The sequence below is a fragment of the Rhizobium giardinii bv. giardinii H152 genome, assembly GCF_000379605.1.
Classification (GTDB): Bacteria; Pseudomonadota; Alphaproteobacteria; order Rhizobiales; family Rhizobiaceae; genus Pararhizobium; species Pararhizobium giardinii.
The window spans coordinates 331,694-349,020 of record NZ_KB902702.1; the positions used below are offsets into that span (position 1 = coordinate 331,694).

The following is a 17,327-nucleotide window of genomic DNA, read 5'->3' on the forward strand; positions in this document are numbered from 1 at the left end:
GAGGCGTTGCGGGTCTCAGAAGCCGGTGCCGCCCTTCAACTCGTTGATCACCGTGCGCACGATGATCTTCATGTCCAGGAGCAGCGAGAACTGCCGGACATATTCGACGTCGCAAACGATCCGGCGGATCGCCACCCAGCTATGTGCGGTCGGGCCGCGCAGTCCGCGGGCCTGTGCAAGACCCGTGACGCCTGGCCGCATCAGGTGTCGGTATTCGTAGCCCTGCACCAGTTCGTCATAGTTGCGGCCGGCAGCCAGCATGTCGGGCACGTGCGGACGTGGTCCGACCAGCGACATGTCGCCGATCAGTACGTTCCACAATTGCGGCAATTCATCGAGATTGGTCCTGCGCAGAAAGCGCCCGAGCGGGGTGATGCGTGGATCGTTATCGATTGTCTGCCGCACGCCGCTGACGTCGCAGAGATCGGTATACATCGAGCGGAATTTCAGGATTTCGAACGGCACTTCGTTGAGACCCGTTCGCAACTGCTTGAAGAAAACCGGCCCCTTGCTTTCCAGCTTGATGAGCACGGCAATCAGAAGAAAAACCGGTGAAAGAACAAGAATACCGAAGAATGCGCCGCCGATATCGATCATTCGCTTGATTGCAAGCTGGACAGGCATGTTCGGCGCACTGGCCGGATTAATGTAAAAATTGTTATCGTCCGGGCGCCGTTCCCTCGTTTGAACTGCAAGCAACCCGGAAGTATTCCGGCTCAACAGGCTATCGTCCACGCCGATAGCAGCTGATTGTTGCAACATCATTTTTTCTGTCATGGCTTTAAATAACTCCTGTCATTATTGGCAGGCAGCGCTGACCACCGCGAAGCGGCCGTCACTGAAAATTGTGTTTTCCGGCAAAACGCCGGTCGTTTTTCAAAGCAATAAGGCTTCCTGCCTTGCGGCAAGGTTCTTCTCCTGGACGCCTGTGGAGTGTTGCCGTCCCTGAAGAATATTTTTGCAAAAGGTATTTTGTGTTTTTAATTGTTTATTAAATATGATTGTCTTTGACAAGTCTCCGAATGCGCGATGTTGTTGTTTGTGGTTAATTCGCAACGCACCAAAATGGTTCATTTTTGGGGTCATTGCGGTGTCGGTTCAACGTCTTGCTGCGATGCGGCATATTTTAATGCGCTGCCGTTGCTCCCCGCCGTCGACACGGCGCCAGTTGTAATTTCAAAACAGGTAAACTCCGCTTACGGCGCCGTCTTTTCCGGGGCCGTCAACGTCAGCCCTTCAGCACTTTCGCCCGCCACCATGCCATCGATCATCGGCAGCCCGTCGCTGCCGCTCAGCGGAAACCATTTGGTCCGGTCGAAGAAAATATCGCCCGGCGTGCTTTGGCCGCGCGTTCTGATCTGGTTGGCAAGAAAATTGTAGCGCGGCGTTTCGCCGAACTCGCGCTTGAACTGGATCCGGCTGCCGAAGTTGCGGATGTCGAAGGCTTCGAGGGCGTGGATCTTGCGGATGATCTCGCCGGGGTTCTCCCAGCGCACCTGGTTCAGGAAGATGGTCGCCGCCTTGCCGGCGAGGTCGGCAACCTCACCGGTATCTGCGGCGTCTTCGATGTTCAGCTTGACGCGGAAGGATGTGACGCGGTTTTCGCCGTCGCCTTTGATGAAGATGAAGATCGAGGACTGTGCCGTACCGTCGCCTCTTGGCCGAAGATCGACGGACGACGAGCATTCCCAATTGTCCTTGTTGCCGCTGCTGATCGTCCAGTCGAGATCGCCGAAGCCGCCGGCCTTCAGGCGTTCGCACAGGCTGCGCGGGTCGCTCTGGATCAGGCGGATGAACTGCTGTTGCGGCGCCTTGAAGTCGCTGAAGGCGTAGACCGGCAGAACCATGCGCGCCGGCGGCAGGCGGACGCTCTTGCTGCGGGTAATCTTCACCTGTCTCGGCGCCGGCTTGTCCGTTGCCAGAAGATCGGAATGGCCGAGATAGGCGAGCAGGTGCCGGAGGTTGCGCTGGCCGTTGGCCAGCAGCACGGTCGCAAGGATGCCGGCAAAGATCAGGCCGACAGCAACGAAAAAGAACATCTTTCCAGATCTGCTTTTCTGCTCCTCCTTCATGCCGAAACCCGAACTCCGCGGTTTCCACCTGCCCAGGCGTCACGCTGCCCGATCGCCGGTGCCTTCGATCCGTGCCAGATCATCCTGGCGTGCGTGGCGGGCAAGATTGTGGACGTTCGTCAGCCCGTCTGCCGGTTTCTGCAGGCCGAGATGATCACGTGAACGAGGAGCAATGGCCAGAGCAGGCACAAAAACAATCCGAGAACACGCATCGCATCCCAGGCGCCGCCGGCGGCATCACCCTCGCGATACGTATTGTCGAGAAAAAACAGACATATCAAGGTGTAAAATGAAAGCAGCAGATTTGACCATGGCATTGGTGGGGCCGCAAGTTCGGAGGATGGAGGCGAGAGGCTCAACGTGGTTCCCGGCTGCAGAGGCAAGACCATCGCATGATTCGGTTGCATCGGACAAATGAGCGCCCGGTGTCTTGCCGGATGTGCAGAGGTCGCTTTGCCGCTCGGGTGCCGGTCAACCCTGCGAGCCCGTCAGGAATACATGCAGCCGCCGCGCCTCCGGCGTGACCGTCTTGTCTTTCGGAAGGCCGAGATAATAGCCGTAGCCGGTGGAAAGACACTCCGAGCCGACCGTCACGAGCCTGCCATCGGCAAGCTGCTCTTCGATCAAACCGAGGCTGCCAAGTGCAATACCGTCTCCCCGGAGCGCGGCATCGATCGCCATGATATAGGTGGAGAAGGAAAACCGCGGGTTCTGCAGCTTCATCCGAAGCGGCGGAGAAATGCGGCTGAACCACTGCCGGAAGGAAATCCAGTGCGCGTTGAAGCGTTCGTAGTCGATGAGATCCAGCGACGCGATCTGCAAGACGGTGAGGGTTGCGGCATTAAGGCCGCGGCTGCCGAGATAATCCGGGGACGCAACGGGCATCAGCCGCTCCGGCATCAGTAAAGTCAGGTCCCAGCGCGGGTGTTCGCCGGTCGAATAAAGGATGACGAGATCATTGGTTTCGGCGGCGAGATCCGACGACGTGTCCGAGGTCAGCAGGCTGAGAGAGATCGACGGGTTCTCCTTGCCGAAATCGCGCAGGCGGCCGCCGAGCCAGAGATGCGACACCGAACCGCTCGCCGCTATGGCGATCGTCCCGCCTTTAACGGAACGGAAGGGGTCGAGGCTCTCTTCCAGATAGTCCAGCGCGGCGCGAACGCGCTGGATCAGGCGCGCGCCCTGCGGCGTCAGGTCCAAGTTCTTGCCGCGCCGGGTGAACAGTTGCGCACCGAGATGATCCTCCAGTCCCTTGATGCGGCGACTGACGGCGGCCTGGGTGATGTTGAGTTCGCGCCCCGCCTTCGAAAAATTCATCTGCCGGCAGGCAGCGTCGAACACCCGGAACGCTTCCAGCGGAATATGGTCCAGCATTCCCGTCTCCATGATTTCAGATTATCAAAATGGCCGAAAAATGCGTGTGTTTGAAAATATCAGATTGTGATGCAGGCTGGAAGCAGCATCAAACATGCATTGCAGGATCACCACCGTGGCTTTTTCCACTTCCTTCGTTCCCGAAATCCGTTTCGGCGAGAATATTCACGAAACGATCGGCACCGCCGCCTCGTCCTTTGGTGCGAAAACCGCCGCCATCGTCATCGACGGCTTCCTTGCCCAATCGGGGCTTGCCGGTCGCATCGCAAGCCAGTTGCAGGCCGAAGGCATCGCGGCGTGTGTCTTCTGCGATTTCGCCGGCGAACCGAAGATCGTCCATGTGCGGCGTGCGACCGAGGCCGTCGCGGGCGCGGATGTCGTGATCGGCATCGGCGGCGGCTCGGCGCTGGACATCGCCAAGATCGCCGCCTGCTGTGCTGTCTCGGGCGAGGATGCGATGCATTATGCGCTCGCCGCCAATCCGCTGCCGAAGAACCCTCTGAAGAAGATCATGGTGCCGACGACGGCAGGCACCGGATCGGAAACGTCTGCGACCAGCATCTTCGCCGGGCCAGCGGGCAAGAAGCTTTGGATCTGGGGGGCCGAGACCAAGGCTGATCTGGTGCTGCTTGATCCCGTGCTGACCGCGACGCTGCCCGCCAATCTCACGGCCTGGTGCGGCATGGACGCGTTCATCCATGCTTTCGAGGCAGCCACCAACCGTAACGCCCATGCCGGTGGGAAAATCTATGCGCATGAAGCCCTGCGCCTTATCACCGGCGCGCTGGAAACAGCGGTCAACGAACCGGACAATCTGGACGCGCGCGGCAAGGTGTTGCTCGGCTCGTGCTATGCAGGGATTGCCATCGACAATTGTGGCACCGCAATCGCCCACACGATCAGCCACGCGCTGGCGGGCCTGGCTCCTGTCCACCATGGACTTGCCACCGCTCTCGGCTTCGAGGCGACGCTTGCCTGGCTGGTCGAGGCCGATACCGCCGATCTCAATGCGGCTGCCAAAGCCTGCGGTCTTGCCAAGGCGGCGGATCTTCCGGCCTTCGTCTCCGGCCTGATGGACCGCTGCGGCATTGTCCGCGCCCTGCCGAATGCGTTCGAGGCGCTGGATGCGGCTGTGCTCGCCGCCGAGATGAAGGCGGCGGAAAACCAGCCGATGCGCCGCTCGACCATCCGCGAAATCAGCGACGAGGACATCGCCCGTTTCGCAGCCATCATCATGTCCCTTCCGAAGGCCGCCTGACCATGACCAAGGATTACACTCGCGACTATTGGGAAGACATGCTATCGGCCTTGAAGCCGGAAGGCCGCCATTTCATCGATGGCGAACTGTCGCCGTCCTCGTCCGGTGAGACCTTCACCCGCAGGCGTCCCATGGATGGCAAGCCCGGCGCCAGGCTTGCACGGGGCAATGCCGCCGATATCGACCGCGCAGTGGCGGCGGCCCGCGCATCCTTCGAAAGCGGAATCTGGCGGAAGAAGGATCCGATTGAAAAGAAGAGGATCATGCTGAACTGGGCCCAGGCGATCCGCGACCATGGCGACGAACTGGCGCTGCTCGAAACGCTGGAGGTCGGCAAGCCGGTCATGGCCTCGCTCAATGTCGACGTTCGCCTCTGCGCCGATGGCATCCAGTTCTACGGCGAGATGATCGACAAGCTCTACGACGAGGTCGCACCGACCCCGCCGGGCGAGCGCGCCATCGTCCGCAAGGTGCCGATCGGCGTCATCGGCGCCATCACGCCGTGGAACTACCCGATGATCATCGATGCCTGGAAGCTCGGCCCGGCGATCGCCGCCGGCAATTCCGTCGTGCTCAAGCCGGCCGAACAGTCTTCGCTGTCGGCCATCCGGCTCGCCCAGCTCGGCTTCGAGGCGGGTCTTCCGGCGGGTGTGCTGAACGTCGCCACCGGTTACGGCGAGGAAACCGGCAAGCCGCTTGCGCTGCACATGGATGTCGACATGATCGCCTTTACCGGCTCGACCGAGGTCGGAAAGCTGATCATGGGTTATGCCGCGCAATCCAACGTCAAGCGCGTGGCGCTCGAGCTTGGCGGCAAGTCGCCGCTCGTCGTCTTTGCCGACGCCGATCTCGATGCGGCGGCGACCGCCGTCGCCTGGGGCTGTTTCTACAATTCCGGAGAGACCTGCCATGCCTCGACAAGGCTGATTGTCGAGCGCTCGGTGCAGGAGGCGCTGATCGCCAAAATCGAAGCCGTCACCAGGAGCGACATCACGCTCGCCCATCCCTTCGAGCCGTCGGCGCAGATCGGCGCGCTGATCGAGGAAGAGCACATGAACAAGGTGCTCTCGATGATCGCGGTCGGCGAGAAGGAAGGTGCGCGGCGTGCCTTCGGCGGCGAGCGGACGCTGTCGGAAACCGGCGGCTATTATGTCTCCCCCGGCGTCTTCGTCGATATGACCAACGACATGCGCCTCGCCCGTCAGGAAATTTTTGGACCCGTTCTCGCGGCAATCCCCTTCGACACCGAGGACGAAGCCTTGAGGATCGCCAACGACACGATCTACGGTCTGGCGGGAGCCGTCTTCACCACGGACATGAACCGCGCCCACCGCTTCTCCGAGGCGATCCATGCCGGCACCGTCTGGATCAATACTTACGACATGTCGAATTTCGCCACGCCCTTCGGCGGCTTCAAGCAGTCCGGTTTCGGCCGCGACCGCTCGGTGCATGCGATCGACAAATATTGCGACTACAAGACCATCTGGCAGCATTTCGGCTGAGGCGAGGAGAGCCGCATGAGCAAGATCAATTCCATCGAGATCACCCATCACCGGCTGCCGCTCGACCCGGCCTTCAAGGCGAGCTGGGACGGCCGTCCGCGGAAACAATTCGACGTGACGATCGTCCGCGTCCGTGATAACGAGGGCCGCGAGGGGATCGGCTCCGGCGACCTGATGAAGGGCTTCGAGGGCCACGAGGACCTGTTCATCGGTCAGGATCCGCGTCATCTGGAGCGGCACTACGAGGTGCTGTCGCATATTTCTTTCCACTACGGCCGCTGCTGGCCGATGGACCTGGCGCTCTGGGACCTCTCCGGCAAGATCACGCAGGAACCGGTCTGGCGCATGCTCGGCGGCCGGGCCGACAAGGTCCGGCTCTATGCCTCCTCCGGCGTCCTGCGCGAGCCCTCGGCCATGGCCGATCAGGCCGAGCGCTATATCGAGGAAGGTTTCCCGGCGATGAAGGTGCGCTTTTCCTCATCGTCCGGCGGCCGCGGCAGTTGGAAGGCCGATGTCAAGGCGCTCGAAGCCATCCGCGCCCGCGTTGGCGACCGGCTGGAACTGATGGTCGATTGCAACCAGGGCTGGCGCATGCCGTGGGACACGACGCTGGCTTGGACCTTCAAGGATGCGCTGGCCGTCGCGAAAGAGCTGGAAAGGCTCACAGTCTACTGGATGGAAGAACCGCTGTTTCGCGCCGACCACGAAGGCATGCGCCGCCTCTCCGACGCCACCAGCGTGCGCATCGCCGGCGGCGAGATGACCCGCGAGCTCTATGAGTTCCGTGACATCATCGAGGCCCGCGCCCTCGATGTCATCCAGCCGGATGTGGCGCTCACCGGTGGCATCACCGGCTGCCGCCGTATCGCTTACCAGGCCCGCGAGGCCGGCGTGATGTTCACGCCGCATTCCTGGACCAACGGCATCGGGGTGCTCGCCAACGCCCACCTCACCGCCGGCGTGGGCGACGCGCCGTTCCTCGAATATCCCTACGACAATCCCGAATGGAGCGAGGAGCGCCGCGACTACCCGATGGTCTCGCCGCTGACGCACAAGGGTGGCTGGCTGGAACTGGGCGAAACGCCCGGGCTGGGCGTGGTGCTCGACGAGGAGCGGCTGCGGGCGACGAGGGTATAGGGAGCTTCAGGCGGTCATCTTCGCGCCCGTAAGTGCGAAGGGGCGGGGGGAGGACACCGAGCAAGGACTTTGCTGACGTTCAGCTTAATGTCAGCCGCACAGCACAGAAGGAACGGATCGTTGTCCTTCCCTTTGTTGCTGGAGTAAAGCTTGAACCGTCTCTTTCCCAGGCGCCCCACCTTGGGGAGCATACCGTTGAGCCTGTTTGTGGCCGTTTACATCCTGGTCGCCCTCAACCTCACCTTCTGGAACGACGCCTTCCATGTTTTCGGTGGGCTGCACGGCGCATTCTACATGTTCGCCGCTGCGATCATGTTGCTGGTGTTCGCCGGCATGATCGTCTTTTCGGCGAAGTATCTGATCAAGCCGTTCCTGGTCTTCCTCATCATCGCAGGTGCCATCGCCTCCTACTATACGGATTTTTTCGGCGTGGTGATCGACAAGGAGATGATCCGGAATGCCGTGGTCACAACACCTGAAGAAGCGAGCCATCTCATCACGGCGACCTTCATCATGCATGTTATTCTCTACGGTGTTCTGCCGTCGGCGCTGGTCTTGGCGACGCGGGTCAAACATCGACCCTTGCTCAGCAAGGCCTTCGTCAATCTTGCCGCCGTCGTCGTCTGTTTGTCTCTTTGTGCCGGCCTTGCCTTTGCCAACTACTCGGGTCTCTCCTCCAACATTCGCGAACACCGGGACATGATGGCGAAACTGACGCCATTTGCGCCGATTACGTCGGCCATCGCCCTTGTGGTCAGCGCCTATCGCGAGATCGGGCTGGCCCGCGCTCCACTGGGGACTGACGCCCAAATCGGCCCGGTGATTGCCAAGGCGCAAAAACCCGTCGTCACCATTATCGTTGCCGGCGAGACGGCGCGCGCCATGAATTTTTCCCTCAACGGCTACCAACGCGACACCAATCCTGAACTGGAGGCCCGGGGCGTGACGAATTTCACGCAAACGACGAGCTGCGGGACGGCGACGGCGGTGTCGCTGCCGTGCATGTTTTCGGTCTATGGCAAGAAGAACTATTCGGACAGGAAGGCGCGCTCGACCGATACATTGATGGATGTGTTGCGTCGCGCCGGGCTCGATGGCTACTGGTGGGACAACAATACCGGCAGCAAGGGCGTTGCCGACCTGATCAGCTTTGCCAGCGTCACGAAGCAGAAGAACAGCCCCTATTGCAAGCAAGGCGAATGTCTGGACGATATCTTTCTGGGCAAGCTCGACAGCAAGCTCGCGGGTATCACCAGGAATACGGTCATCGTTCTGCATCAGCTCGGCAGCCACGGCCCGGCCTACTTCATGCGCTATCCGGAGGAATTCCGACGGTTCGTGCCGGATTGCCGCACGCCGCAACTGTCAGAGTGCAGCCGCGAGGAGATCGTCAACGCCTACGACAATACGGTCCTCTACACCGACCATAACCTCGCCGCAGTCATCGATCTTCTGAAGAAGCATCAGGACCGCGTCGATGGAGCGATGATTTACATGTCGGACCACGGCGAGTCCCTGGGGGAAAACGGATTGTTCCTGCACGGCGCTCCCTACATGTTCGCGCCGGCCGAACAGACGCATGTGCCTTTCATCGCATGGTTTTCGGATGGCTATGCCCAGCTGACGAAACTCGACAGATCCTGTCTCGCCAAATATGCCAGCGCTGCCACCTCGCACGACAACCTGTTTCATACGGTGCTGGGAATGATGAATGTCGAGACCAAGGTCTACAATCCGGACCTCGATGTCTTTGCTGCCTGCCGATCGGTAGCTACGGACAGTCAGTTCGGGGTTGGCTCATGACGGGCATGGGGTCGACAGGTCCTTGGGGCGCTGAGCGCGAGGTAATCTCAACTCCCCTCGTCGGGAATATTCAGCACATGCCCACAGGCCTTGCAGTGCACGGCATCAGCGTCATGGCGCTGCAGACCGCATTGCGGGCAGGGGAAGACGACCTTGTGCGGTCGCACGATCGCCTGGGCGAGGCGCACGAAGAATGAGATGCCGAAGATCATCGTCACGATCGACGTGAGCTTGCCGAGCGTGCCGGGCAAGGTGATGTCGCCGAACCCCGTCGTCGTGATCGTCGCGACGGTGAAATAGAGCGCGTCCACGAATCCTTCCACCCCAGCCTGATGGTAGAAAAATACCGTGTAGACGAAGCCTGTAACGAGGAAGAGGAACGTGAGGAAGTTGATGCAGGCGCGGATGACTTCTTCCCACTCGCCATAGCCGGCCCGCTTGATCAAAAGCGCGAAAACCTTGCTTTGTCCGAGGGACCAGACGCGGAAGGCACGCAGGAAGGCGAAGTTCGAGAATGTCGCCGGAAAGAGCAGCGTCGCGAGGATCGCGGTATCGACCCAGGTCATCGGTCGTGTCAGCCAGCGCCTGAGGTTCGAGGCGATCAATGCGCGCGCGCCGAGTTCGAAGGCGATGACCACGGCGATTGCATAGTCGACGATCAGATAGATCCGCCCGCCGCCGAAATAGGGACCGGCCAGAAAGAACGCGATGATGGCGACGTCGATGATCGCCATGGTGATCTGGAAACGGACCGCCTTGCGGCTCGTCCCGAGATAAAGCGATCGCAGCCTTTCGCGAACCGCGTTCAATTGTCTTTCGCCCGATGGATCCCGCCGTTCGGCCATACAAGCGAGATAGACCGCAAGCGGAGGCGGGTCAATGATCGCCGACACCTGCGCCCTCGAAACGGCAGGATGACGCAAACTCAGGTGCCATTGCTGTGCCCGCCGCCCATGATTCCGCTCCCGACCAGATTACAGGAAGTTCACTTTTTTGCGGTGCGAAGCGGATGTATACCCTCGCCAGTGCTATGGTTCCCGGCGACAGGGTGTTTGCATGATAGATATATCCGATCGAACCGACGCGCGCGAAGAGACCGCCGTCTCCCTGTTTCAACGTCTGCGCCGCAACAGATGGCTTACCAAAGGCGGTGCTACTGCCATCATCCTCATCATCATCGGCTTTGCAATCGTCCGGCTGACGAGCGAAGTCCGCTATGACGATGTCGTGGCGGCGCTGCGGGCAACGTCCTGGCTATCGATCGTCTCCGCCATCCTCTTCACCGCGCTGAGCTTCGCTGCTCTGACACTCTATGATGTCGGCGCGCTCCTTTATGTGAAGCGCAAGCTGCCCTATGTGGATGTGGCCTTGACGGCGTTTGCCGCCTATGCCGTTGGAAACACCGCCGGTTTCGGGCCTCTGAGCGGCGGTGCCATTCGCTATCGCGCCTATTCGCGTCTCGGTCTGAAGCCTGAAGAAATCGCCGGCGTGATCGCCTTCGTCACGCTTGCCTTCGGACTGGGTCTTGCCAGCATTGCCTCGTTCAGCCTTCTGGCCATCGCGCCGGAAATTGCGCCGCTGGTCGGGCTTGATCCGTTCTGGCTGAGGCTCATTGCCGCGGCGGTTCTGGCCGGGCTTGGCGGCCTGATGGTCGCCGGCCGGGATGGCCGCGTCCTGCAGCTCGGCCGTATTGCGCTTCGATTTCCCGACTCCCGCACCGCGTCGCGGCAGCTTCTTGTCTCCGTGCTCGACATAGCCGCCTCCGCGACGGTGCTCTACGTGCTGCTGCCGGACGGGATCATGGGTTGGCCGGCTTTCCTTGCCGTCTACGCGGTTGCCGTCGGGCTCGGCGTGCTCAGCCATGTTCCTGCGGGCCTCGGCGTCTTCGAGACCGTCATCCTCGCGGCTCTGGGGCAGACGGCGGATATCGACGCCGTGCTCGGCGCCTTGATGCTCTACCGGCTGATCTATCATGTGCTGCCGCTCCTTCTGGCGGTCATCTTCGTCATCGGCACGGAGGTGCGCAGCCTGTCCCGGCGTCCGGTCGCCTCCAGCCTGGGCCGGATTGCCGGACGGCTGACGCCCATACTCCTTGCCACCCTGGCGCTGGTGCTGGCCGCCATGTTGGTCTTTTCCAGCGTCACGCCGACGCCGGACGAAAACCTGGCCCTGCTGTCGAGCTACGTTCCGCTTCCCCTCCTGGAGGGCGCGCATTTCCTCGCAAGCCTGCTCGGGCTGGTGCTGGTGATTGTTGCGCGCGGTCTCGCGCGGCGGCTCGACGGCGCATGGTGGGCGGCGCTGGTGATCGCCTCGGTTGCCCTGCTCTTTTCGCTCATCAAGGCGGTGGCGCTGGTCGAGGCCGGCCTTCTCGCCTTCTTCGTCCTCAGTCTGCTTGCCACCCGCCGCATCTTCGACCGGCCGGCAACCTTCACCGGCGAGCCGCTCACCGCATCCTGGCTATCAGCCATGCTGGCGCTCTGCCTCTTCGCCGTCACCATGCTTCTGTTCGTCTATCGCGACGTCGAATACAGTCACGATCTGTGGTGGCAGTTCGAGCTTTCGGGCGAAGCGCCGCGTGGCCTTCGCGCCGTCCTCGGCTTGACGATCTTCTGCGGCGCCGTGGCGTTGTGGAGCCTTTTGCGTCCAGCAAGGGCCCCTGCGGATATCTCGTCGAAGGATGCGCTTGAAATGGCGGTCGCCATAGCCGCTAAGCAGGACATCTCAGACGCCAACCTTGTGCGGATGAGGGACAAGAGCCTGATGTTTTCGCCGGACGGGCGGGCCTTCATCATGTACGGGCGGCAGGCCCGCTCCTGGATCGCGCTTTTCGATCCCATCGGCCCGCAGGACGCCTGGCCGGAACTGATCTGGCAATTCGTCGAGGCGGCAAGATCCTGCGGCTGCCGGCCGGTCTTCTACCAGGTTTCGCCCGCCGGCCTTTCCTACTATGCCGATGCCGGCCTGCGCGCGTTCCGGCTTGGCGAACTGGCGGTGATGGATCTGAGGACATTTGAGCTCAAGGGCGGCAAATGGGCCGGTCTGCGCCAGGCGGTGAGCCGCGGGCAAAGAGACGGGCTGGAGTTCGAGATGGTAGATCCCGACGGGGTGCCTGCCATCATGGACGAGCTCTCCGCGGTGTCCGACAGTTGGCTTGCGCATCATCGGGCCAAGGAAAAAGGCTTCTCGCTGGGCGCTTTCGATGCGGACTATATTGCCGGCCAGCCGGTTGGAGTTCTGAGGGTGAATGGACGAATCGTCGCCTTCGCCAACGTCCTCGTCACCGACACGCTCGAGGAAGGATCGGTGGACCTGATGCGGTTTTCGCCGGATGCCCCCCGGGGGGCGATGGATTTCCTGTTCGTGTCGCTGATGGAATTCCTGCGTGACAAGGGATTCAAGACGTTCAATCTCGGCATGGCGCCCCTGGCTGGCCTTTCGGCGCGGCGGTCATCGCCCGTTTGGGACAAGGTCGGGCGAACTGTCTTCGAGCACGGCGAGCGCTTCTACAATTTCAAGGGGCTGAAGGCCTTCAAGTCGAAGTTTCATCCGCACTGGCAGCCCCGCTACATGGCGGCAGGCGGCGGCATCAGTCCTGTCCTTGCCCTGATGGATGCGACATTTCTGATCGGCGGCGGCGTAAAGGGGATTGTGAAAAAATGATCGGGAAAACCGTGATCCTTACGGCGCTGGGCGCCTGCCTGTTTCTATCTTCGGCCGGCGCGCGAGCGCAGGATGCATCAGGCTTCGATACGGGCATGATTCCCGCCCCGCATATTCAGATGCCGGACGGGCCCCTTTCCGCGGCGGTCTTTTTGATCTCCGACAAGACCGGCTGGTCGGCAAAGGAAGATGCGCTGGCAAAGACGCTGACGGGAGAGGGAGCGCTGGTGATCGGCATCGATCTGCCGGCCTATCTGGCATCGCTTTCAAAGGACGATGGCGACTGCGTCTATATGGTGTCCGACATCGAGGCGCTGAGCCAGGAGGTCCAGCGGGCGGCCAGGAACGACAATTATCGGCTGCCGATCGTTGCTGGCGTCGGCGCGGGCGGCGCGCTTGCCCTGGCGATCGCTGCGCAGACGCCGGCCGCGACGATCGGGCAGACGCTGGCCGTCGACCCAGAGGCCGGCATTGCGTTGACCAAGCATCTGTGCACCCCAGCGACCAAGCAGACTATTGGCGACCGGATGATCTACGGCCTGACCGACGGGCCGCTGCCCGATCCTGTCACCGTGCTGTTCACCGGTGCGGCGCCGGCGGACGGCCGGGCGCATGTCGCCAGTCTGACCGCCAGCCACAGCGACATTCAGGTCACCGAAACGGACGACGACAGCTGGGCGGCTCTGTCGGATACGCTTTCTTCTCTGATTTCGGCCGCCGCAGATGACGACAACCCGCTCGGCCTGCCGCTGACGGTGCTCGATGCCAAGCCGAGCCGCGACACGATGGCGATCGTCTATTCCGGCGATGGCGGCTGGCGCGATATCGACAAGGAGGTCGGCGACGTGCTGCAGCAGCAGGGGGTTCCGGTGGTCGGGATCGATTCGCTGCGATATTTCTGGTCCGAACGCCAGCCGCAGGAAACCGCGGACGACCTCCATCGCATCATCGCGTTCTACGCCAAGCGCTGGAACGTTAAACATGTCCTGCTGGTCGGCTATTCCTTCGGGGCGGATATCCTGCCGAGGACATACAATCTGCTGCCGAAGGCGGACCGCGAGCGGGTGGCCCAGATCTCGCTAATGGCGGTGTCGCACCAGGTCGACTACAAGATTTCCGTCCTCGGCTGGCTTGGCGCGACCGGATCGGACGGCTCTGGAGATCCGGCGGACGACATCGCGAAAATTAATCCTGCGCTTGTTCAATGCATCTACGGGACGGACGATGAAGACGATCTCTGCCCGACGCTGGCCGGCACCGGCGTGGAGGTTCTGCCGATTGATGGGGGGCACCATTTCGACGAGGACTATCCCGCGCTGGTGAAGCGCATTCTGGGCGGATTCGATCGCCGGCTGATTGCGACGTCGGGGCCGTAGAGGGCGCCGAAAAATGTGAAGTGGCCCGCTGCCGCGGTGTCGGGCTTTGGCTCACCTCTGGCTCGTTCTTCCGCTCGGAATGCTGCTCACGGTCGCCGACACCGGGTCGCTTGCCGGGAAGGTGTCTTCCAACCCCTCGTCGAGCTCTTCCTCAAGGGTAGCGGTGTCATGGGCCGCCCTCGCGCTTCTCAAGGATTGGACGGCGGGCGATATTCCTTCCGAGGCGGTCGCCGGCTGCGCGCTGTCGGCATCCTCGATATCGGCCTGCTCGAACGTTGCCACCTGCAGCATCATCGCCCTGGCTTTGTCGACCGCGTTCTGCCGGTTGAGGGCGCCGCCTTCGTCCTTATGCATCTGAACGGAGATGACATCGCCGCCCTCGCCGACGAATTCGACGATCATGATGCCGGGCTGCTGATGAACCTGTGTGCCGATCACTTGCATGGAAATCCCTCCTTGAGCCTTGTCGGATGATAACCGTTTGGACGGGGCTTTGTTCCGCAAGCCCGGTCTGCCGGGCGCTCTTCGAAGCCAGGCGGGACGCAGCGTTGTCCGCCGCGGCCGCGATCGCAACCTTTTCCGGACGATTCGTGTCATTTCTGCTCGTCGCGCCGGCCAAAGGGGAGTAATATAGAGGTCGCTAATACGCGGTGAAAAATCCCAATCGGCCAAGGATCCAGGAACAGGCTTTCAGCATGCCGTGTTCGAGGAGGCTGTGCCATGGCGACAGATCATGCGGAGCGGCGTCTCGTTGCTATTCTCGCCGCCGATATCGTCGGTTATTCGCGCCTCGTCGAGGCGGACGAGGAGAATACGCTTGTCGCGATCAAGGCCTTGCGACGCAATGTGATTGATCCGCTGTTGAGCGAATACCACGGACGTGTCGTCAAGCTGATGGGCGACGGTATCATCGTCGAATTCAGCTCGGTCGTCGATGCGGTCGCCTGTGGCGTTGCGGTGCAAAAGGGCGTTATCGAGTATCAGGCGGATGTTCCGCCGGCCCGGCGAATCCTGTTTCGCATGGGGATCAATCTCGGCGATGTCGTGGTCGAGGGTGACGACCTGCTGGGCGACGGCATCAATGTCGCTTCCCGCCTCGAACAACTGTGCGAGCCGGGCGGATTGTTCGTCTCCGGCACGGCCTATGATCAGTTGCAGGGAAAGCTGGGCCTGCCGCTCGAATTCATCGGCGAACAGCGTGTGAAAAACATATCGAGGCCGGTGCGTACTTATCGTGTGCAGTTCGATGGTTCGGCACGACGCCGGCGCCACGCTTCCCGTGGCAGGCGCGCGTGGGTCGCCGCCGCGCTATTGTTGCTTCTCGCGGTTGCCTCGGCCGCTTGGCTTCGTCCATGGGTGACGAGCGCCGGAACGGCAGCTGCGGATCACCAGGTCCTCGCATTACCGGACAAGCCGTCGATAGCGGTGATGCCGTTCGACAATCTGAGTTCCGATCCAGAACAGATCTATTTCGCCGATGGCATGACGGAGGATCTCATCACGGATCTTTCCAAACTTTCCGGCGTTTCGTCACGTCGCGCAACTCCACCTTCGCCTACAAGGGCAAGCCGGTGACGCTGCGACAGGTCGCGGAAGACCTTGGTGTTCGATACGTGCTGGAGGGCAGCGTGCGGCGGCAGGGCGATCAGGTTCGCATCAACGCCCAGCTCATCGATGCGCGCGGCGATCATCATCTCTGGGCGGAGCGCTATGACGGCACCATGGGCGATATCTTCGCGTTGCAGGACAAGGTCATCGGCGAGATCGTCTCGGCGCTTACCGTTGAGCTCACGTCTGCGGAAATGGCAGCCACCGTGCAGGTGGAAACCCGTAGCCCGGAAGCCTATGACCTGGTTTTGAAGGCGTTGGATCACCTGCACCGCGGCAATGAAGCGGACACGCTGATGGCGACACCGCTTCTGGAAAGGGCGATCGCGCTCGATCCGGACTACAGCCGCGCCTACGCGGCGCTCGCCATGGCGGATTGGCGGATAGCATCCTCAAACTGGGAATCGGCCAATCTCGGCTTCGAGAAGGCGATGGAGCGCATGAAAACGAACCTCGGGCTCGCCATGCGCAAACCCAACGCGCTCGCCTATGCCATTTCCGCGGAAGTGATGGCGAAGCAAGGCCATTACGACGAGGCCTTTGCCGAGATCAACCGCGCGATGCAGCTCGCCCCGAACGATCCGGAAAATCATGTCAGCAAGGCGCGCATTCTCAACGCCACCGGACGCGCGCCCGAGGCCGAAGAGGAAGCACGCCTGGCCATGCGGCTCGATCCGCAATATCCGCCAAGCTATCTGCGCATTCTCGCTTTGGCGCTGTTCCACCAGCAGAAATACGAGGAAGCGCTGAAGAGCCTTCAGGTCGTCGTTAGCCGGCAGTCGGATATCGCCGAGGATTACGCGACGATCGTCGCGTGTCTCGGCCATCTCGGACGCGCCGATGGCGTGAAGGCCAATATCGACAAATTCGACGCGCTCAACGTTTCCGCCGGTTATTTTCCGCTGACGGTGCAGGAGATGGGATGGTGGTGGTACGGCGATGTGTTCGACTATGACAGGACCTACCGTGACCGGTTGCAGGAGGGCCTGCGCAAGGCGGGCGTCCAGCCAGGTGCCGGTATCGATATTCCCTATGACGCCTACGCCGGATTTATCAGCAAGACGAACGGCGAATACAACGTCCGGGGCACCACCAAGATCGATGCTCCCACAGCCAAGCGGCTGCTCGATCGCGGCGTCAAATTGATCGATGTCCGCAGCGCCCTGAGCTTTGCCCGTTCCCACGCCGCCGGTGCCATCAACATCCCTGTCGTCACCGTCCTTTCCAGAGAGGCGTTGGCGAAGGTGGCGCGCAAGGACGAGGAGATAATCTTCTCCTGCCACGGCAAGTATTGCGGAGATTCGGCCTACTCGTCCGCCAAGGCGCTCGGGTGGGGATACACGAATGTCTACCATTTCGCCGGTGGCTTCCCGGCTTGGGAGGACGCGCACTATCCCGTCGCCAGCGGGCAAGCGACCAACTGAGGTCCCGGCGTCTGTGTCTGTGGCTCAGTTTGCCGTCCCTCAAGGGACGACGTCGCGCGCGACGCGCGGGTGGGATGATGTCAGAAGCGCGCCCGAAACGAAAAGAGCGGCCG

At 61.6% G+C, this 17,327-nt stretch carries 14 protein-coding genes; 9 read left to right on the forward strand and 5 right to left on the reverse strand.

Features of this window, described 5'->3' with window-relative positions:
- Window positions 1–15: 15 nt before the first annotated feature.
- Together A3AY_RS0126345 and A3AY_RS0126350 are read right to left on the reverse strand one after the other, a co-directional pair.
- Window positions 16–765: a sugar transferase gene (locus tag A3AY_RS0126345; RefSeq protein ID WP_420830256.1), complete on the reverse strand. Its 750-nt coding sequence runs from the start codon at window positions 763–765 to the stop codon at window positions 16–18.
- A gap of 431 nt (window positions 766–1,196) precedes the next feature.
- Window positions 1,197–2,039, reverse strand: a complete 843-nt coding sequence (locus tag A3AY_RS0126350) for a DUF6030 family protein (protein ID WP_234913119.1) — start codon at window positions 2,037–2,039, stop codon at window positions 1,197–1,199.
- A gap of 191 nt (window positions 2,040–2,230) precedes the next feature.
- On the opposite strand from A3AY_RS0126350, the gene A3AY_RS41115 reads away from it, so the two are divergent.
- Window positions 2,231–2,365 (forward strand): hypothetical protein, encoded by a 135-nt coding sequence (locus A3AY_RS41115; RefSeq protein ID WP_268841570.1) that lies wholly within the window; start codon window positions 2,231–2,233, stop codon window positions 2,363–2,365.
- 178 nt (window positions 2,366–2,543) lie between these two features.
- On the opposite strand, the gene A3AY_RS0126360 is transcribed toward A3AY_RS41115, so the two are convergent.
- The gene (locus tag A3AY_RS0126360; protein ID WP_018328682.1) at window positions 2,544–3,446 is read right to left on the reverse strand and encodes a LysR substrate-binding domain-containing protein; all 903 of its coding nucleotides are present in this window, start codon (window positions 3,444–3,446) and stop codon (window positions 2,544–2,546) included.
- Window positions 3,447–3,561: 115 nt separating this feature from the next.
- Between A3AY_RS0126360 and A3AY_RS0126365 the strand changes: the two genes are divergently transcribed.
- From A3AY_RS0126365 to A3AY_RS36170, 4 genes are all read left to right on the forward strand, one after another.
- Window positions 3,562–4,704: an iron-containing alcohol dehydrogenase gene (locus A3AY_RS0126365; RefSeq protein ID WP_026203849.1), complete on the forward strand. Its 1,143-nt coding sequence runs from the start codon at window positions 3,562–3,564 to the stop codon at window positions 4,702–4,704.
- Window positions 4,705–4,706: 2 nt separating this feature from the next.
- Window positions 4,707–6,206, forward strand: a complete 1,500-nt coding sequence (locus A3AY_RS0126370; protein ID WP_018328684.1) for an aldehyde dehydrogenase — start codon at window positions 4,707–4,709, stop codon at window positions 6,204–6,206.
- Window positions 6,207–6,221: 15 nt separating this feature from the next.
- Window positions 6,222–7,343: a mandelate racemase/muconate lactonizing enzyme family protein gene (locus tag A3AY_RS0126375; RefSeq protein ID WP_018328685.1), complete on the forward strand. Its 1,122-nt coding sequence runs from the start codon at window positions 6,222–6,224 to the stop codon at window positions 7,341–7,343.
- Between the two features lie 195 nt (window positions 7,344–7,538).
- Window positions 7,539–9,146 carry a phosphoethanolamine transferase gene (locus A3AY_RS36170; protein WP_018328686.1) on the forward strand — a complete coding sequence of 536 codons (1,608 nt, stop codon included), beginning with the start codon at window positions 7,539–7,541 and terminating at the stop codon, window positions 9,144–9,146.
- Window positions 9,147–9,193: 47 nt separating this feature from the next.
- On the opposite strand, the gene A3AY_RS0126385 is transcribed toward A3AY_RS36170, so the two are convergent.
- Window positions 9,194–9,991 carry an ion channel gene (locus A3AY_RS0126385; protein ID WP_026203850.1) on the reverse strand — a complete coding sequence of 266 codons (798 nt, stop codon included), beginning with the start codon at window positions 9,989–9,991 and terminating at the stop codon, window positions 9,194–9,196.
- 211 nt (window positions 9,992–10,202) lie between these two features.
- Here A3AY_RS0126385 and mprF point away from each other — a divergent pair, with 211 nt between their 5' ends.
- Both mprF and A3AY_RS0126395 read left to right on the forward strand, forming a co-directional pair.
- Window positions 10,203–12,806 (forward strand): bifunctional lysylphosphatidylglycerol flippase/synthetase MprF, encoded by a 2,604-nt coding sequence (gene mprF / locus A3AY_RS0126390; RefSeq protein WP_018328688.1) that lies wholly within the window; start codon window positions 10,203–10,205, stop codon window positions 12,804–12,806.
- The gene (locus A3AY_RS0126395; protein WP_018328689.1) at window positions 12,803–14,182 is read left to right on the forward strand and encodes a virulence factor family protein; all 1,380 of its coding nucleotides are present in this window, start codon (window positions 12,803–12,805) and stop codon (window positions 14,180–14,182) included. The genes mprF and A3AY_RS0126395 overlap by 4 nt, the downstream gene beginning before the upstream one ends.
- 51 nt (window positions 14,183–14,233) lie before the next feature.
- Here the strand turns inward: A3AY_RS0126395 and A3AY_RS0126400 are convergent, their stop codons facing one another.
- Window positions 14,234–14,626 carry a hypothetical protein gene (locus tag A3AY_RS0126400; protein WP_018328690.1) on the reverse strand — a complete coding sequence of 131 codons (393 nt, stop codon included), beginning with the start codon at window positions 14,624–14,626 and terminating at the stop codon, window positions 14,234–14,236.
- Window positions 14,627–14,902: 276 nt separating this feature from the next.
- Between A3AY_RS0126400 and A3AY_RS41255 the strand changes: the two genes are divergently transcribed.
- Complete coding sequence (locus tag A3AY_RS41255) at window positions 14,903–15,757, forward strand: adenylate/guanylate cyclase domain-containing protein (protein ID WP_338053523.1); 855 nt, start codon at window positions 14,903–14,905, stop codon at window positions 15,755–15,757.
- Window positions 15,754–17,214: a rhodanese-like domain-containing protein gene (locus tag A3AY_RS41260; protein ID WP_018328692.1), complete on the forward strand. Its 1,461-nt coding sequence runs from the start codon at window positions 15,754–15,756 to the stop codon at window positions 17,212–17,214. The genes A3AY_RS41255 and A3AY_RS41260 overlap by 4 nt, the downstream gene beginning before the upstream one ends.
- Window positions 17,215–17,327: the final 113 nt, after the last annotated feature.